Annotated in this window: 16 protein-coding genes and 1 pseudogene; all 17 read right to left on the bottom strand. The window is 69.7% G+C overall.

From position 1 onward, the window contains the following. Nucleotides 1–719, bottom strand: a pseudogene (locus tag LOY02_RS14125) (F0F1 ATP synthase subunit alpha); the annotation flags it as partial. A gap of 79 nt (nucleotides 720–798) precedes the next feature. Further along, nucleotides 799–1,614, bottom strand: coding sequence for a F0F1 ATP synthase subunit delta (locus LOY02_RS14120; protein ID WP_317182999.1), 816 nt, complete (start codon nucleotides 1,612–1,614; stop codon nucleotides 799–801). Continuing rightward, nucleotides 1,614–2,210: a F0F1 ATP synthase subunit B gene (locus LOY02_RS14115; RefSeq protein WP_410505955.1), complete on the bottom strand. Its 597-nt coding sequence runs from the start codon at nucleotides 2,208–2,210 to the stop codon at nucleotides 1,614–1,616. The genes LOY02_RS14120 and LOY02_RS14115 overlap by 1 nt, the downstream gene beginning before the upstream one ends. 55 nt (nucleotides 2,211–2,265) lie before the next feature. Then, a complete protein-coding gene (locus LOY02_RS14110) occupies nucleotides 2,266–2,466 on the bottom strand; it encodes an ATP synthase F0 subunit C (protein ID WP_272461940.1) in 201 nt (66 codons plus the stop codon). 105 nt (nucleotides 2,467–2,571) lie between these two features. Next, nucleotides 2,572–3,384: a F0F1 ATP synthase subunit A gene (gene atpB / locus LOY02_RS14105; RefSeq protein ID WP_317182998.1), complete on the bottom strand. Its 813-nt coding sequence runs from the start codon at nucleotides 3,382–3,384 to the stop codon at nucleotides 2,572–2,574. A gap of 151 nt (nucleotides 3,385–3,535) precedes the next feature. Further along, nucleotides 3,536–3,826, bottom strand: a complete 291-nt coding sequence (locus LOY02_RS14100; RefSeq protein ID WP_317182997.1) for an AtpZ/AtpI family protein — start codon at nucleotides 3,824–3,826, stop codon at nucleotides 3,536–3,538. A 24-nt stretch (nucleotides 3,827–3,850) separates the two neighbouring features. Next, nucleotides 3,851–4,291: a hypothetical protein gene (locus LOY02_RS14095; RefSeq protein WP_317182996.1), complete on the bottom strand. Its 441-nt coding sequence runs from the start codon at nucleotides 4,289–4,291 to the stop codon at nucleotides 3,851–3,853. 110 nt (nucleotides 4,292–4,401) lie between these two features. Beyond that, the gene (locus LOY02_RS14090; protein ID WP_317182995.1) at nucleotides 4,402–5,499 is read right to left on the bottom strand and encodes an MraY family glycosyltransferase; all 1,098 of its coding nucleotides are present in this window, start codon (nucleotides 5,497–5,499) and stop codon (nucleotides 4,402–4,404) included. Beyond that, a complete protein-coding gene (locus LOY02_RS14085) occupies nucleotides 5,500–5,622 on the bottom strand; it encodes a hypothetical protein (protein ID WP_317182994.1) in 123 nt (40 codons plus the stop codon). Between the two features lie 16 nt (nucleotides 5,623–5,638). Then, nucleotides 5,639–6,919 (bottom strand): serine hydroxymethyltransferase, encoded by a 1,281-nt coding sequence (glyA, locus tag LOY02_RS14080; RefSeq protein WP_317182993.1) that lies wholly within the window; start codon nucleotides 6,917–6,919, stop codon nucleotides 5,639–5,641. A gap of 59 nt (nucleotides 6,920–6,978) precedes the next feature. After that, complete coding sequence (locus tag LOY02_RS14075; protein WP_317182992.1) at nucleotides 6,979–7,806, bottom strand: L-threonylcarbamoyladenylate synthase; 828 nt, start codon at nucleotides 7,804–7,806, stop codon at nucleotides 6,979–6,981. An 81-nt stretch (nucleotides 7,807–7,887) separates the two neighbouring features. Further along, the gene (locus tag LOY02_RS14070) at nucleotides 7,888–8,736 is read right to left on the bottom strand and encodes an alpha/beta hydrolase (protein WP_317182991.1); all 849 of its coding nucleotides are present in this window, start codon (nucleotides 8,734–8,736) and stop codon (nucleotides 7,888–7,890) included. Nucleotides 8,737–8,800: 64 nt separating this feature from the next. Beyond that, entirely contained in the window at nucleotides 8,801–9,676 is an 876-nt protein-coding gene (gene prmC / locus LOY02_RS14065) for a peptide chain release factor N(5)-glutamine methyltransferase (protein WP_317182990.1), read from the bottom strand. After that, on the bottom strand, nucleotides 9,673–10,749 hold the full coding sequence (gene prfA / locus LOY02_RS14060; protein WP_317182989.1) for a peptide chain release factor 1: 1,077 nt from the start codon (nucleotides 10,747–10,749) through the stop codon (nucleotides 9,673–9,675). The genes prmC and prfA overlap by 4 nt, the downstream gene beginning before the upstream one ends. An 87-nt stretch (nucleotides 10,750–10,836) precedes the next feature. Continuing rightward, nucleotides 10,837–11,052: a 50S ribosomal protein L31 gene (gene rpmE / locus LOY02_RS14055; RefSeq protein WP_317182988.1), complete on the bottom strand. Its 216-nt coding sequence runs from the start codon at nucleotides 11,050–11,052 to the stop codon at nucleotides 10,837–10,839. Between the two features lie 184 nt (nucleotides 11,053–11,236). Then, nucleotides 11,237–12,184: a hypothetical protein gene (locus tag LOY02_RS14050; RefSeq protein WP_317182987.1), complete on the bottom strand. Its 948-nt coding sequence runs from the start codon at nucleotides 12,182–12,184 to the stop codon at nucleotides 11,237–11,239. Nucleotides 12,185–12,306: 122 nt separating this feature from the next. Continuing rightward, on the bottom strand, nucleotides 12,307–13,737 hold a 1,431-nt coding region (gene rho / locus LOY02_RS14045), incomplete at its 5' end, for a transcription termination factor Rho (RefSeq protein ID WP_317182986.1).

Here is a 13,737-nt window from a genome sequence, read left to right as displayed (position 1 = left end):
GCCGGGGCCGCGACGATCGTCGTGTACTCCAGGGCGCCGGCCTCCTCGAGGGTGGCCCGGACCGACGCGATGGTCGACCCCTTCTGGCCGATGCCGACGTAGATGCAGCGGACCTGCTGGTCGGGGTCTCCCGACGCCCAGTTGCGCTTCTGGTTGATGATCGTGTCGACGGCGACGGTCGTCTTGCCGGTCTGGCGGTCGCCGATGATGAGCTGGCGCTGGCCACGGCCGATCGGGGTCATCGAGTCGATGGCCTTGATGCCGGTCTGGAGCGGCTCGTGCACCGACTTGCGCTGGACCACGGTCGGCGCCTGCAGCTCGAGGGCACGGCGCTCGTCGGTCTTGATGTCGCCGAGGCCGTCGATCGGGTTGCCGAGCGGGTCGACGACCCGGCCGAGGAAGTCGTCACCGACCGGCACGGAGAGGACCTCGCCGGTGCGCTTGACGACCTGGCCCTCCTCGATGCCGGCGTAGTCACCGAGGATGACGACACCGATGTCGTGGACGTCGAGGTTCAGCGCGAGGCCGAGGGTGCCGTCCTCGAACTGCAGCAGCTCGTTGGTCATGGCCGAGGGCAGACCCTCGACGTGAGCAATACCGTCACCGGCGTCGGTGACGCGGCCGACCTCTTCGCGGGAGGCCGCGCCGGGCTCGTAGGACTGGACGTAGGAGTCCAGCGCTTCCCGGATCTCCTCCGGACGGATCGAAAGCTCCGTCATGTCAGATCTTCTCCTCGGTTTCGACCCGCTCGGCGAGTCGGTGGTTTTTACACATGCTGATGGTGGTGCTCGGGCTGGGCTAGCTGGCGCCCATGGCGCGACGTGCCCCGTCGAGCTTGCGCATGATGGTCCCGTCGATGACCTCGTCGCCGATCTCGACCTTGACGCCGCCGAGGACCCTGGGGTCGACGACGGTGTTGATGTGGACCCTGCCGCCATAGATGGCCGCCAAGCCTTCCGTTAGGCGGGCCCGGTCGTCCTCTGTCAGCGGCACGGCCGACGTGACGGTTGCCGTCTGCTGCTCGCGACGGGCCGAGGCCGTGTCGAGGTAGCCGGCGATGGTGCGGTCGAAGCGGCGGCCCCGGGGTGCGGTGACGGCTTGGCGGGCCAGGGCGAGGGTCTCGTCGGCCACCTTCCCCGACAGGAGCGACTCGACGAGCGCCGCGCGCTTGTCCGCGGGAACGGTCTGGTCACCCAGGGCGCCCCGGAGCGGCTCGTCGGCCGCGACGATCCGCTCGAAGTGGAACAGCTCGTCCTCGACCCGGTCGGCACGGTTCGCGGTCTCGGCCGAGGCGATGATGGTCTCGACAGCGTAGGACTCGAGAGTGTCGGTCAGGTCGCGCTCCGTGCTCCAGCGCTGCCCGACGACACCTTTGAGCACGACGAGGGTCTCCGCGCTCACCTTGCCCGCGAAGAGCTGCTCGGCGAGCGCCGCCTTCTGGGCCCCCTCACGCGACGGGTCGGCGACGGCCCGACGCAGGGTGGCATTGCCGTCGAGGACCCCGACGACCGCGAAGAGCTCCTCGGCCAGCCGCGAACGGCTGGCACCGGCTGCGAGCGCGCCGGTGAACGCCTCGCGGCTCGCGGTCGCTGCTGCGCGTGAGGACCCTCGCATCAGGCGTCCTCACCCTTGCTGCCGACCTTCTCGCGGACGATGTCGCCCGACTCGAGCTCGGCGAGGAAACGCTCGACCAGGCCCTTCTGGCGGGTCTCCTCGTGGAGTGACTCGCCGACGATCCGGCTCGCGAGATCGGTCGACATGCGGCCCACGTCGCTGCGCAGCGAGACGAGCGCCTGCTGACGCTCTGCCTCGATCTGCTTGTGGGCGATCTCGGTGAGCCGAGCCGCCTCCGCCGCAGCCTGCTCGCGCATCTCGGCGAGGATCTGTGCACCCTGCGCCTTGGCGTCCTCACGGATGCGCGACGCCTCGGCACGGGCCTCGGTGAGCTGGGCCTGGTACTGCTCCAGGGCCGCCTGCGCCTGGGCCTGTGCCTCCTCGGCCTTGTGCATGCCGCCCTGGATGGCCTCGGTGCGCTCGGCGAAGGCCTTCTCGAGGTTGGGGACGACCTTCTTCAGGACCACCCAGTAGATGACGGCGAAGGCGATGATGCCGAAGATCAGCTCTGGAAGGTACGGGAGGATCGGCAGGGTTGCCGAGGGTTCCTCTTCTTGGCCCGGCATCAGTGCCGGGAGGATGGCGTTGAGCTGCACGGATACTCCTTGTGCCTAGTGCTGCGAACGGTGCGTGACGAGCCGCGTCGGTTCGTCAGAGGAAGAAGAGCACCAGACCGAAGATGGCGAGCGCCTCGGCGAGGGCGAAGCCGAGAATGGCGATCGGCTGGAGGAGCTTGCCGGACTCGGGCTGGCGGGCGACACCGTTGATGTACGCGGCGAAGATCAGGCCGACGGCGATGGCCGGGCCGATGGTCGCAAGGCCGTAGCCGACGAGCGAGAGGTTGCCTTCCACGATGTTTCCTCTTTCGTGTGTTTTGTGTGATCTGCCGGCACCGTGCCGTCCAGATGTCCTTGGGGTTCCACTTGTCCCGGGCGCGGGCCCGGGTGTTGCCGACGGTCAGTGCTCGTCGACGAGCGCGCCACCGATGTAGGAGGCGGCGAGCAGGGTGAAGACGTAGGCCTGCAGGAACTGCACCAGGCCTTCGAAGAGGGTGAAGGCGAAGGCCAGCACCCACGAGGGCACGGCCGCGAGCTTGAGCGCAAAGCTCTCGGCGTTGAACAGCTCCCACCCTCCGACGATGAAGACGACGAGGAGCATGTGGCCGGCGAACATGTTGCCGAAGAGTCGGAGGGCCAGGGTGAGCGGCCGCGTGATGAAGAAGGTGATGAACTCCAGCACGAAGATGAAGGGTTTGATCCAGCCGGGCAGCCCACCGGGCACCATGAACTTGAAGTAGCCGGCAACCCCGTGCTTCTGAACGCCGATGGCGTGGTAGACGACGTAGACGATGAGCACCAGCGCGATGGGGAAGCCGATCCGCGACATCGTCGGCATCTGGATGAAGGGGACGATGCCGAAGAGGTTGTTGACGAGGATGAAGATGAACAGCGCGAAGAGCAGCGGCACGAACCGTAGGAACTCCTTGCTGCCGATCATGTCCTTGGCGATGCCGTTGCGGACGAAGCCGTAGATGCCCTCGGTGAGGAACTGGCCTTTGGACGGCACGACGGCGGCGCGCTTCGTCGTCGCGATGAGCCACCAGGCGATGCCGACGACGGAGATCGCGGCGACGACCATCGCGCGGGTGATCGAGACGGGCCCGACGGAGAACAGCGGCTGCCAGAAGATCTCCGGCGTGGGCGGGAAGTGGCTCACTTCCTCCGCAGGGGCCATGGTGCCCAGCGTGGACGCCAGCACGTTCAAGCTCACAAGCTCTCCTTGGTCATCAATGTCGAACACCTACGGGCCGAACGGGCGGGGGCGTGCCGACCGGGCACCGCGAGTCGGCCGCGCGGGTGGCGTGACCCGGATGCTGCCCGCTCGGCGGAGCCCCTGCCCAGGTGGCGTTCAGCCGGGAATGCTACGGCGTACCGTACCGGAGCCAGATCACGTACAACGACAGGGCCATCCCACCGAGCAGGCCCAGGACGACGAGAAAGCCCGTGCCGAGCCACCGGTCGAGCAGCAGGCCGAGCCCGCCGAAGACCGCCGGTCCGGTGATGAGGTAGGCGATGACGCTCGCCGAGGTCTGGTCGGAGGCGAACCTGCCCGCAGCGAGCACGGGGTGCTCCGAACTCGGCTCTGGGGGCTGCGGGTCGTCGGACTCCCGGCCCTCGTGGCGTCCGTCCGATGGTTGCTGTGGATCGGTCATTGCGACCTCCGAGTGAGAGGGACATCACGACCCAGACGGCAGGGCGACGTCGGGATAGATCTCGTGACGTCCTCGTCGGAACCCCACGACCTGGCCGACCTGCCAGACGAGCGTCTGGATGATCGCGGCCGCGGCGAACGCCCTGCCGTCGAGCCAGTCGGCCCCGCGCAGCACGAGGAAGGCGGCCACCAGCCCGATGAGCTGGCCGATGTAGACGACGAGCGCACCCGCGATGGACAGGCCCGGCTCACCCGCGACGACTGCGCGCACGCCGAGGGCACCGACGACGAAGAAGGCGACGGCGACCAGGGCGCCGACCAGGGCGGAGGTGCCGCCCGCCTGACCCCGCAGCAACCACCCGCCGAGCGCGATGACGGGCACGCTGGCAGCCGAGAACCCGAGGGAGGTCCGGAGCATCGAGCGAGCCGGCGACAGGGCGCCGGTGCGGCTCTGGCTGGTCCTCACGACTGAGCTACCTCACGGGGTGGGGATCGGGTGGGGATCGGGTGGGATGGCGGATCGAGGCCGGATGTGGAGCAGTGGTCCGCCGACCTCGCCGTTGCTTGTGAAAGGTATCACAAGCGTTGATGTGGCCTCCACTTCGGCAGCCACACGGTGAGAACGACACCGGCCGCGATCGCCAGCGAGAGGACCGCCAGTGGCCGCCAGCCCTCCCAGATGACGAAGGAGACGGAACCGAGGGCCACGACGGCGGCCCAGAGGTACATGATGAGCACGGCCCGCCGGTGGCTGTGCCCGATCCGCAGCATCCGGTGGTGCAGGTGCATCGCATCCGGGTGCCAGGGCCGCCGGCCCGCGCGGGTCCGCCGGATGACGGCGAGCACCATGTCGAGGAACGGCAGCATGAGCACGGCCACCGGGACGAGGAGTGGCAGGAAGACCGCGGTCACCTGGTTGGCCGTCACCTCGCTCGGGTCGACGTTGCCGGTGAGGGTGATCGTCGCCGCCGAGAGGAGCAGCCCCAGCGTCAACGCCCCCGAGTCCCCCATGAAGAGCCGGGCCGGATGGAAGTTGTGCGGCAGGAAGCCGACACAGCACCCGACGAGGGCGGCACTGATCAGGGTGGCGACGGAGAAGACGTTGGCCGGCACGAAGTCGCGCGAGATGAGGTAGCTGTAGATGAAGAAGGCGAGTGAGGCGATGCCGACGACGCCTGCCGCGAGGCCGTCCAGACCGTCGATGAAGTTCACCGCGTTGGTCGAGGCGATGACGACGATGACGGTGAAGAGCACGAGGACGGGGGTCGGCAGGATGGTCGTGCCGGAGATCGGGAGCGACAGGAGCTGGACGCCCGCATAGGCCATGAGACCGGCAGCAAGGATCTGACCCGCGAGCTTGGTCAACCAGTCGAGCTCACGGATGTCGTCGAAGGCGCCGAGGAGGCAGACGATGCCGCCCGCCGCGAGGACCCCGAGGATCTGGCGGTCGCCGAAGAGGGTCCCGAGGTAGGGCAGGTTCCGCGCGACGAGGGCTGCCGCGACGAACCCGATGTAGATGCCGACCCCGCCGAGCCTGGGGATCGGGGTCGTGTGGACGTCCCGCTCGCGCACGGCCGTGAAGGCACCGGTCGCGACGGCCAGGCTGCGCACGAAGGGTGTCGCGATGTACGTCACGCCGGCCGCGACGATGAGGATGAGGACGTACTCGTGCACTCAGTCACCCCGCTGGGCGCGCGGGAGCAGCGGCGCAGAAGGGATGTGGGGGCCCACTGCGCACACGTCTGCCGTATGCCGCTGGGCCGGCTGAGCGGCATACGGCACCGTGGTGGGTGGCATGGACAGCAACGCCCGCTCAGCGCGGGTAGGCGGGGAACCGCGTGACGAGGTCGGTGACCTCGGCCCGGACCTCCTGGCTGACGGCCGACTCGGGGTCGCCGTCGCCCTTGGTGACCGCGGTGTGGATGAGGCGGGCGATGGTCTTCATCTCCTCGATGCCCATCCCCTGCGTCGTCACGGACGGGGTGCCGACGCGGATACCGGAGGCGATGTTCGGCTTCTGCGGGTCGAAGGGGATCGCGTTCTTGTTGAGGACGATGCCCGCCGCGTCGGCGCGTGCCTCGGCGTCCTTGCCGGTGACGCCGATGCCCTGGAGGTCGTGCAGGGACAGGTGCGTGTCGGTGCCGCCGGTCGTGGGGCGGATGCCGAGCTCATTGAGGCTCTCGGCAAGCTGCCTGCTGTTGGCGATGACGTCCATGGCGTACTGGGCGTATTCAGGAGACGCGGCCTCCTTGAAGTTGACCGCCTTGGCCGCGATGGTGTGCATCTGCGGGCCACCCTGCATCATCGGGAAGATCGCCTTGTCGAGGGCGGCTGCGTGCTCGGCCCTGCAGACGAGGGCACCGGAGCGCGGACCGCGGAGCACCTTGTGGGTGGTGAACGTCACGACGTCGGCGTAGGGCACGGGCGAGGGGATGGCCTTGCCCGCCACGAGGCCGATGAAGTGGGCCGCGTCGACCCAGAGGATCGCACCGACCTCGTCGGCGATGGCGCGGAAACGCTCGAAGTCGATGAGGCGAGGGATCGCTGAACCGCCCGCACAGATGACCTTCGGCCGGTGCTCCTTGGCGAGCGTCTCGACCTGGTCGTAGTCGATGTTCTCGGACTCCCGGTCGACGCCGTAGCCCACGGCGTTGAACCACTTGCCCGAGAAGGACACCTTCGAGCCGTGCGTGAGGTGGCCGCCCATCGGCAGGCTCATCGCGAGGAGCGTGTCCCCGGGCTGCATGAACGCGCCGTAGACGGCTTGGTTGGCCGACGCGCCGGAGTGGGCCTGGACGTTGGCGTGGTCGGCGCCGAAGAGCTCCTTGGCGCGGTCGATGGCGATCTGCTCGGCCTTGTCGACCTCGGAACAGCCCCCGTAGTAGCGCCGCCCGGGGTAGCCCTCGGCGTACTTGTTGGACAGCGTCGACCCGAGGGCCGTCAGCACGGCCGGGGAGCTGATGTTCTCGCTGGCGATGAGCTGGAGTCCGCTGCGGATGCGGTCGAGCTCCGAGAGGAGCACGCCCGCGATCTCCGGGTCGAAGGCCTGGAGGGCCCCGAAGTCGGAGCCGTAGAACGTCGTGTCGTCAGCCATGGCAGATCTCCGTAGGGGGTGCGAGGGCACACGGTCGTGATCGCGCGTGCACGCCAACTCTAGGACGTCGACCGTGGGCGCTGCTCAGGGCTCTCCGCCGCGGCCTCAGGCAGGGAGTCGGGCGGAGTGTCGTTCAGCGAGTCCCCCACCGAGTCGGGCTCGGGCACCGAGTCGGGCGCTGAGTCGGGCACCGAGTCGGGCCCCGGCCCCGGCTCCGGCTCCGGCTCGGACCCTGGCACTGGTTCGGCCACCGAGGCCTCAGCGAGTACCGCGTCGATCTCCTCCTGGGAGAGGGCCCCCAGTCGCAGGGTCTGCGGGGCTGCACCGGTGCAGTCGATGATCGTCGAGGGGGCGACCCGTGTGCTCGGGCCGCCGTCGAGGTACACGGCCACCGCGTCACCGAGCATCTGCTGTGCCTCGTCGACGGTGTGGGCGGCCGGGGCCCCTGTCGTGTTCGCACTCGTCACGGCCATGGGACCGATGTCGCCGAGCAGCTCGAGGGCGATCTCGTCGGCCGGGACGCGCAGTGCGACGGTGCCGTTGGTGTCGCCGAGGTCCCAGTGCAAGGACGTGTGCGCCTTGAGGATCAGCGTCAGCGGTCCCGGCCAGAACCGCTCCATGAGGGTGTGGGCGTAGTCCGGGATCTGCGTCGCGAGGCCGTGGGCCGTGCGGGCGGTTGGCATGAGGACGGGCGGTGGCATGTCGCGACCGCGACCCTTCGCCGCGAGCACGGCGGCCACGGCCTCCGCATCGAAGGCATCGCACCCCACGCCGTAGACGGTGTCCGTCGGCAGGACGACGAGCTGGCCGGTGCGGATGGCAGCTCCTGCCGCCGCCATCCCCTCCGCTCGGCCCGTCGGGTCGGTGCAGTCGTAGCGCTCACTCACGCGGCAGAGCCTACTTGGGTCGATGACACCCCGATCCCTGCTCGCTCACGCGGACCTCTGTCACGCGTCGCGCGGCGCCGCTCAGCCTGCGAGGAAGGTGACCAGGCGGTCTGTCATGGCATCGGCGTCCCAACCGTGCCCGGCGCCGGCGAGGCGCTCGCTGTGCGCGTCGGGCAGCGCGGCAGCCAGAGCTTCGCACACGACGGGGAAGAACGGCAGGGTCTCCTCCCCGCTCAGTGCGAGGACGGGGATGCGGACGCCCGACCACTGGTCCGACCACGGCCGCAGATCCGCCTCGTGGAGGGCCGCGGCGTCGTGGACGAGGGTCGGCGCGACGGCCAGGTAGTCGGGCCACTCGGGGCTTGATCGCAGCCCGGCGAGCCATTCGGGCGGCATCCCGGACATGTAGTGGCGAATCAACCCTTCGCGGTCGCCGGCCGCCTGGAGCCGCCGCAGGTCGTCAAGGAAGGCGCCCCCGTCCCCTTGGCCCTCCAGGGCCAGCGGGGCCTCCCACATCACGAGCCGTTCGATCCCGATGTCGGACGCAGCCGCCCACAGCGCCAGGACGGCGCCCGAGGAGGACGCGAGCACGGCTGCCCGGCCGCCGACATGGTCGACCACGGCAGCCAGGTCCTCGACCTCACGGTCGAGGATGCGCTCGTCGGTTGGATCCGTCGGGGCCGAGCCGCTGCCGCCGCGGCCACGACGGTCGTAGACCACCGCGGTGTGGCCGCGAGCTGCCACGCGTCGGGCCAGGTCGCTGGTCTGGGGATCGTTGGCGCGGTGGCGCATCGCCGCATGCACGAGGACGAGCGGGGGGTCGCTGCCCACGGCAGGCCCGTACCGCTCGAGGGCGATGCGCGTGCCGTCGGCTGACGCAACGTGGCCGATGGAGCTGGTCGGGCTGGAGATCTCCGAGAAACCTGTCATGCCTCCCCCTGAGGTTGGTTTGTGGACATCGTCCACATTAGCCACGAACGGGGACAGCGCCCGGTCAGCGGCGCCGGGCGGCGGCCACGCGCGGACGGCCCGCGAGGTCCTCGTGGTCGATGACCTCGCCCCACTCCCCCGTCGCAAGGATCCGCGACGGCAGCGACTCCCCTTGCGAGTCGGCGTGCTCCATGAGGAGCAGGCCACCCGGTCTCAGCAACCGCGCGGCCGCCGCCGCCACCCGCAGCGGGATGGCCAGCCCGTCCTCGCTGCCGCCGTAGAGGGCGACCTGCGGGTCGTGGTCGCGCACCTCGGGCTCGTTCGGCACGGCGGTGGTGGGGATGTAGGGCGGGTTCACTGTGACGACGTCCACGCTGCCGGTCCAGTCCCCGAAGGCCGGCTCCGTCGCGTCGCCCGGCACGACCTCGACGTCGAGCCCGAGCCGGTCGCGGTTGGCCATCGCCCAGGCGACGGCCTCGTCCGACAGCTCGAGCGCGCGCACGGCCACGGCTGGTCGCTCCGCTTTGACGGAGAGCGCGATCGCCCCCGACCCGGCACAGAGATCAACGAGCCGTATGCCGCCGGGCCGGCTTCCCGAGAGCCGGTCGACCTCCGCCAGGGCGAGGTCGACGAGGACCTCTGTCTCCGGTCGCGGCACGAAGACACCCGGCCCGACATGGAGGGTCAGGGTGCGGAAGTGGGCGCGGCCGGTGAGGTGCTGCAGCGGGACCCGGCGGACGCGCTCGGCGAGCACAGCGGCATACGCCTCCTCGAAGCCGGTGGGAAGCACGCCCCCGACGACCATCTGCCGGCGCACTTCGGAGGGGTCGACCCCGAGGACATGGGCGGCGAGCTCGACCGCGTCGACGTCGGGTGACGGTACGCCCGCCTCGGCGAGGGATCCCGTGGCGGCCCGCACTGCCGAGCGGAGCGCGGTCACTGCGTCGCCAAGGCCGCGAGCTTGGCGGCTTCGTCGGCGTCGAGCGCGGACTGGACCACTGGGTCGAGGTCCCCGTCGAGGACCGCGTCGAGGTTGTAGGACTTGTAGCCCGTGCGGTGGTCGGAGATCCGGTTCTCGGGGAAGTTGTAGGTGCGGATCCGCTCCGAGCGGTCGACCGTGCGCACCTGCGAGCGCCGAGCCGCGCTCGCCTCCGCGTCTGCCTCGTCCTTCGCGATCTGGTGGAGGCGGGCCCGGAGCACCCGCAGGGCGGCCTCCTTGTTCTGCAGCTGCGACTTCTCGTTCTGGCAGGAGACCACGAGTCCGGTGGGCAGGTGGGTGATGCGGACGGCGGAGTCGGTCGTGTTGACGCTCTGACCGCCCGGACCGGAGCTTCGGTAGACGTCGATGCGCAGGTCGTTGGGGTCGATGGTCACCTCCACCTCCTCGGCCTCCGGCATCACGAGGACACCGGCAGCGCTCGTGTGGATACGGCCCTGACTCTCCGTGACGGGGACCCGCTGGACGCGGTGGACACCGCCCTCGTACTTGAGCCGCGCCCAGGGCCCCTCGTCCTGGCCGACCTGGCCGCGAGCCTTGATGCTGACGCGGACATCCTTGTAACCCCCGAGGTCGGACTCGGTCGCGTCCTCGACCTGAACCTTCCAGCCGCGGCGCTCGGCGTAGCGCAGGTACATCCGCAGCAGGTCACCGGCGAAGAGCGCCGACTCGTCACCTCCCTCGCCCGCCTTGACCTCGAGGATGACGTCGCGGTCGTCGTCGGGATCCCGCGGGATGAGCTGGCGGCGCAGGTGTTCCTCGGCGACGGCGAGTGTCTCCTCGAGAGCGGGGACCTCCTCCGCGAAGGACGTGTCCTCTGCACCGAGCTCCCGCGCGGCCTCGAGGTCGTCCCGGGCCGCCTGCCAGGCGCGGGCCGCGGCGACGGTCGGACCGAGCGCGGCGTAGCGCTTGTTGAGGGTGCGCACGAGGTCCTGGTCGGCGTGAACGGCGGGGTCGCCGAGGCGGGCCTCGAGGTCGGCGTACTCGTCGAGAATCGCCTGGACTGACTCACGCACGGGCCTCACCTCTGGCTGGGAATCGTTGCCGCAAAGAGGACGCCGGCCCCGGCGACTCGTCGTCGCTGGGGCCGGCGTGCGGGAGAGCTACTTGGCGGCCTTCTTGCCGTAACGGGCCTCGAACCGGGCGACACGGCCACCGGTGTCGAGGATCTTCTGCTTGCCCGTGTAGAAGGGGTGGCACTGCGAGCAGACGTCGGCGTGGATGACACCGGACTTCTCGGTGCTGCGGGTCGTGAACGTGTTGCCGCAGGTGCAGGTGACCTGGGTCTCCACGTAGGCGGGGTGAAGGTCCTTCTTCAAGACTGTCTCCTTGGTCTGAGTGGCCGGGTCGGCTGGCGACGTGCAGTCAGGCCAGTGATGCCGTGAACCGGTCCAAAGGAAGAGTGTGCCAGAGATGGCGCACCACACCCAAAACACTGGCCCTCTGCCTCGCATTCCCGGCGCTGGGGCGTGTCGAACGCGCGGCATATCGCGCTCGCGACACTCAGGCTGCGGCGCTGCGCAGCTGCTCGTGGGCGCGCACCACCTGGTCCATGAACGCGTCGGGATGCAGGCGGAGGCCGAGAACCGGGATCCGGAGAACCCGATCGCCCGACAGGACGACATCGTTCTGTCTCAGGGCATCGCCGATCGGATTCAGGGCCAGGGCATGGTGGCCCCCGTCGATCTCCACGACCAGGCCGATCCCTTGCCATCCTGCATCGAGGTAGACCCGACCGCCCGGCAGGCTCCGGACCACCTGCCGACTGGGCGCGGGGAGGCCTCGGTCGCGGCACAGTCGCGCGAAGTCGAGCTCACCGAGGGAGTGGACGCCATCGCAGACATCCCTGACGATGACATCGATCAGGGCATGGCGGCGCCCACCGCGAGGCGAAGCCTGCCAGGCCCGGAGGAAGCGCGCCGTCGGGATGAGTCTCTGCTGCACCGGGAGGCACAGCAGCAGGGCCGCCTGCCGGTCGGACACCGCCCACTGCGCCGCATGAATCGCAGCCCACTCGGGTTTGACGCGTGGAACGCCCACCTGGACCGTCGGCGGCATCGCCGACCGCAGGTGACGAACCACGCCCGCCACTGCGTGCCTTCGGCTGTTCCGGGGCATCGACACGTCGATCCGATGAGGGGTGAAGCCCGTGAGCCCAGATGCGAGCAGCGCCGAGGCCCCGTCGAGCACGGCACCGGAACCGCTCTCCCATACGGCCTGCCAGTGCCGTGCGTCGTCAGTGAGGGGTCCAGTGCCGATGACCACCGTGTGCTTGCCGCCAAGAGTCCACCGGCCTGCACACACTTCGGTGCGGACATCGGCTCTGGTCACGCCGACAGCCCGGAGCTCAGCGCGGTGAGCCACACCCTCGTGCAGTGCTGCCACGGCACGTGCGGCTCGGGTGCGCTCCGCCCGCGGCAGACGCCTGCGGGGCGCGCGCTGGGGCTCCATGCCGTGATCCTGACGCATTCAGTCGCGTCGGTGCGGAGGGCCCTGTGGACAGCGATGCCCCTGCGTGCCAAGCGCGCGCTACTTCGCGCCCTCGGCACGCAGGGGGAGACCATCAACGACAGTCAGGACTCGTCGTCGAGCCGGGCACTGCTCGTCTGCTGGACCTGCGTGAGGAACTCGTAGTTCGTCTTCGTCTTCTTCAGCCGGTCGAGGAGCAGTTCGATGGCCTGCTGGCTGTCGAGGCCGCCGAGCACCCGACGGAGCTTCCACATGATCTTCAGCTCCTCGCTCGCGAGCAGGAGCTCCTCACGGCGCGTGCCGGACGAGTTGATGTCCACGGCCGGGAAGATGCGCCGGTTCGCGAGCTGTCGATCGAGCTTGAGCTCCATGTTGCCGGTGCCCTTGAACTCCTCGAAGATCACCTCGTCCATCTTCGAGCCCGTCTCGACGAGAGCCGTCGCGAGGATCGTCAGCGAGCCGCCGTTCTCGATGTTGCGCGCCGCCCCGAAGAACTTCTTCGGGGGGTAGAGCGCGGCCGAGTCGACACCACCCGAGAGGATCCGCCCGCTCGCCGGCGCCGACAGGTTGTAGGCACGACCGAGCTTGGTGATGGAGTCGAGGAGGACGACGACGTCGTGACCGAGCTCGACGAGACGCTTGGCTCGCTCGATGGCGAGCTCGGCGACCGTCGTGTGGTCGTCCGCCGGCCGGTCGAACGTCGAGGCGATGACCTCACCCTTGACCGCCCGCTGCATGTCGGTGACCTCTTCGGGGCGCTCGTCGACGAGGACGACCATGAGGTGGCACTCGGGGTTGTTCGTCGTGATCGCGTTGGCGAGGGCCTGCATGACCATCGTCTTGCCGGCCTTGGCCGGGGCGACGATGAGGCCGCGCTGGCCCTTGCCGATGGGGGCGACGAGGTCGATGATCCGCGTCGTGAGCTGGCCGGGCTCGGTCTCGAGGCGCAGCCGCTGCTGGGGATAGAGCGGGGTCAGCTTGCCGAACTCGACCCGCTTGACCGCCTCGTCGGCGGCCTGGCCGTTGACGCTGTCGAGCCGGACGAGGGCGTTGAACTTCTGACGACCCACGTTGCCGGTCGGCTGCTCGCCCTCCCGGAGAGCCTTGACCGCTCCGGTCACGGCGTCGCCCTTGCGCAGGCCGTGCTTCTTGACCATGCCGAGCGGGACGTAGACGTCGTTGGGGCCGGGCAGATAGCCGGAGGTCCGGACGAAGGCGTAGTTCTCGAGGACGTCGAGGATGCCCGCGACGGGGACGAGGATGTCGTCGTCACCGATCTGGATCTCCGCGTCGTTCCAGTCCTGGGCGGACCCGCTGCGGCCGCGCTTGCGGTCGCGGCTGCGCGGCCGGTTGCGGCTGCGCCGGTTGCCGCCACGGTCGTCGTCGTCGTAGCGGCCGGCCTGCTGGGCGTCCCGGTTGCCCTGCTGGGCGTCCCGGTTGCCCTGCTGGGCGTCCCGGTTGCCCTGCTGGCCTTCACGGCTGTCGCGGTCCTGGCGGTTGTCGCGGTCCTGGCGGTGGTCGCGGCCGGACTGGCG

It is taken from the genome of Intrasporangium sp. (assembly GCF_032907665.1).
In the GTDB taxonomy this organism is placed as follows: domain Bacteria; phylum Actinomycetota; class Actinomycetes; order Actinomycetales; family Dermatophilaceae; genus Intrasporangium.
The sequence above is the reverse complement of the archived record's forward strand: the minus strand, read 5'-3'. Positions and strand labels throughout refer to the sequence as shown.

Excerpts from the sequence above, each read along its gene's own strand:
- LOY02_RS14120 (WP_317182999.1), bottom strand. The coding sequence starts at position 1,614 with ATGCGAGGGTCCTCACGCGCAGCAGCGACCGCGAGCCGCGAGGCGTTC.
- LOY02_RS14100 (WP_317182997.1), bottom strand. The coding sequence starts at position 3,826 with ATGACCGATCCACAGCAACCATCGGACGGACGCCACGAGGGCCGGGAG.
- LOY02_RS14085 (WP_317182994.1), bottom strand. The coding sequence starts at position 5,622 with ATGCCACCCACCACGGTGCCGTATGCCGCTCAGCCGGCCCAGCGGCAT.
- glyA (WP_317182993.1), bottom strand. The coding sequence starts at position 6,919 with ATGGCTGACGACACGACGTTCTACGGCTCCGACTTCGGGGCCCTCCAG.
- LOY02_RS14070 (WP_317182991.1), bottom strand. The coding sequence starts at position 8,736 with ATGACAGGTTTCTCGGAGATCTCCAGCCCGACCAGCTCCATCGGCCAC.
- LOY02_RS14050 (WP_317182987.1), bottom strand. The coding sequence starts at position 12,184 with ATGGAGCCCCAGCGCGCGCCCCGCAGGCGTCTGCCGCGGGCGGAGCGC.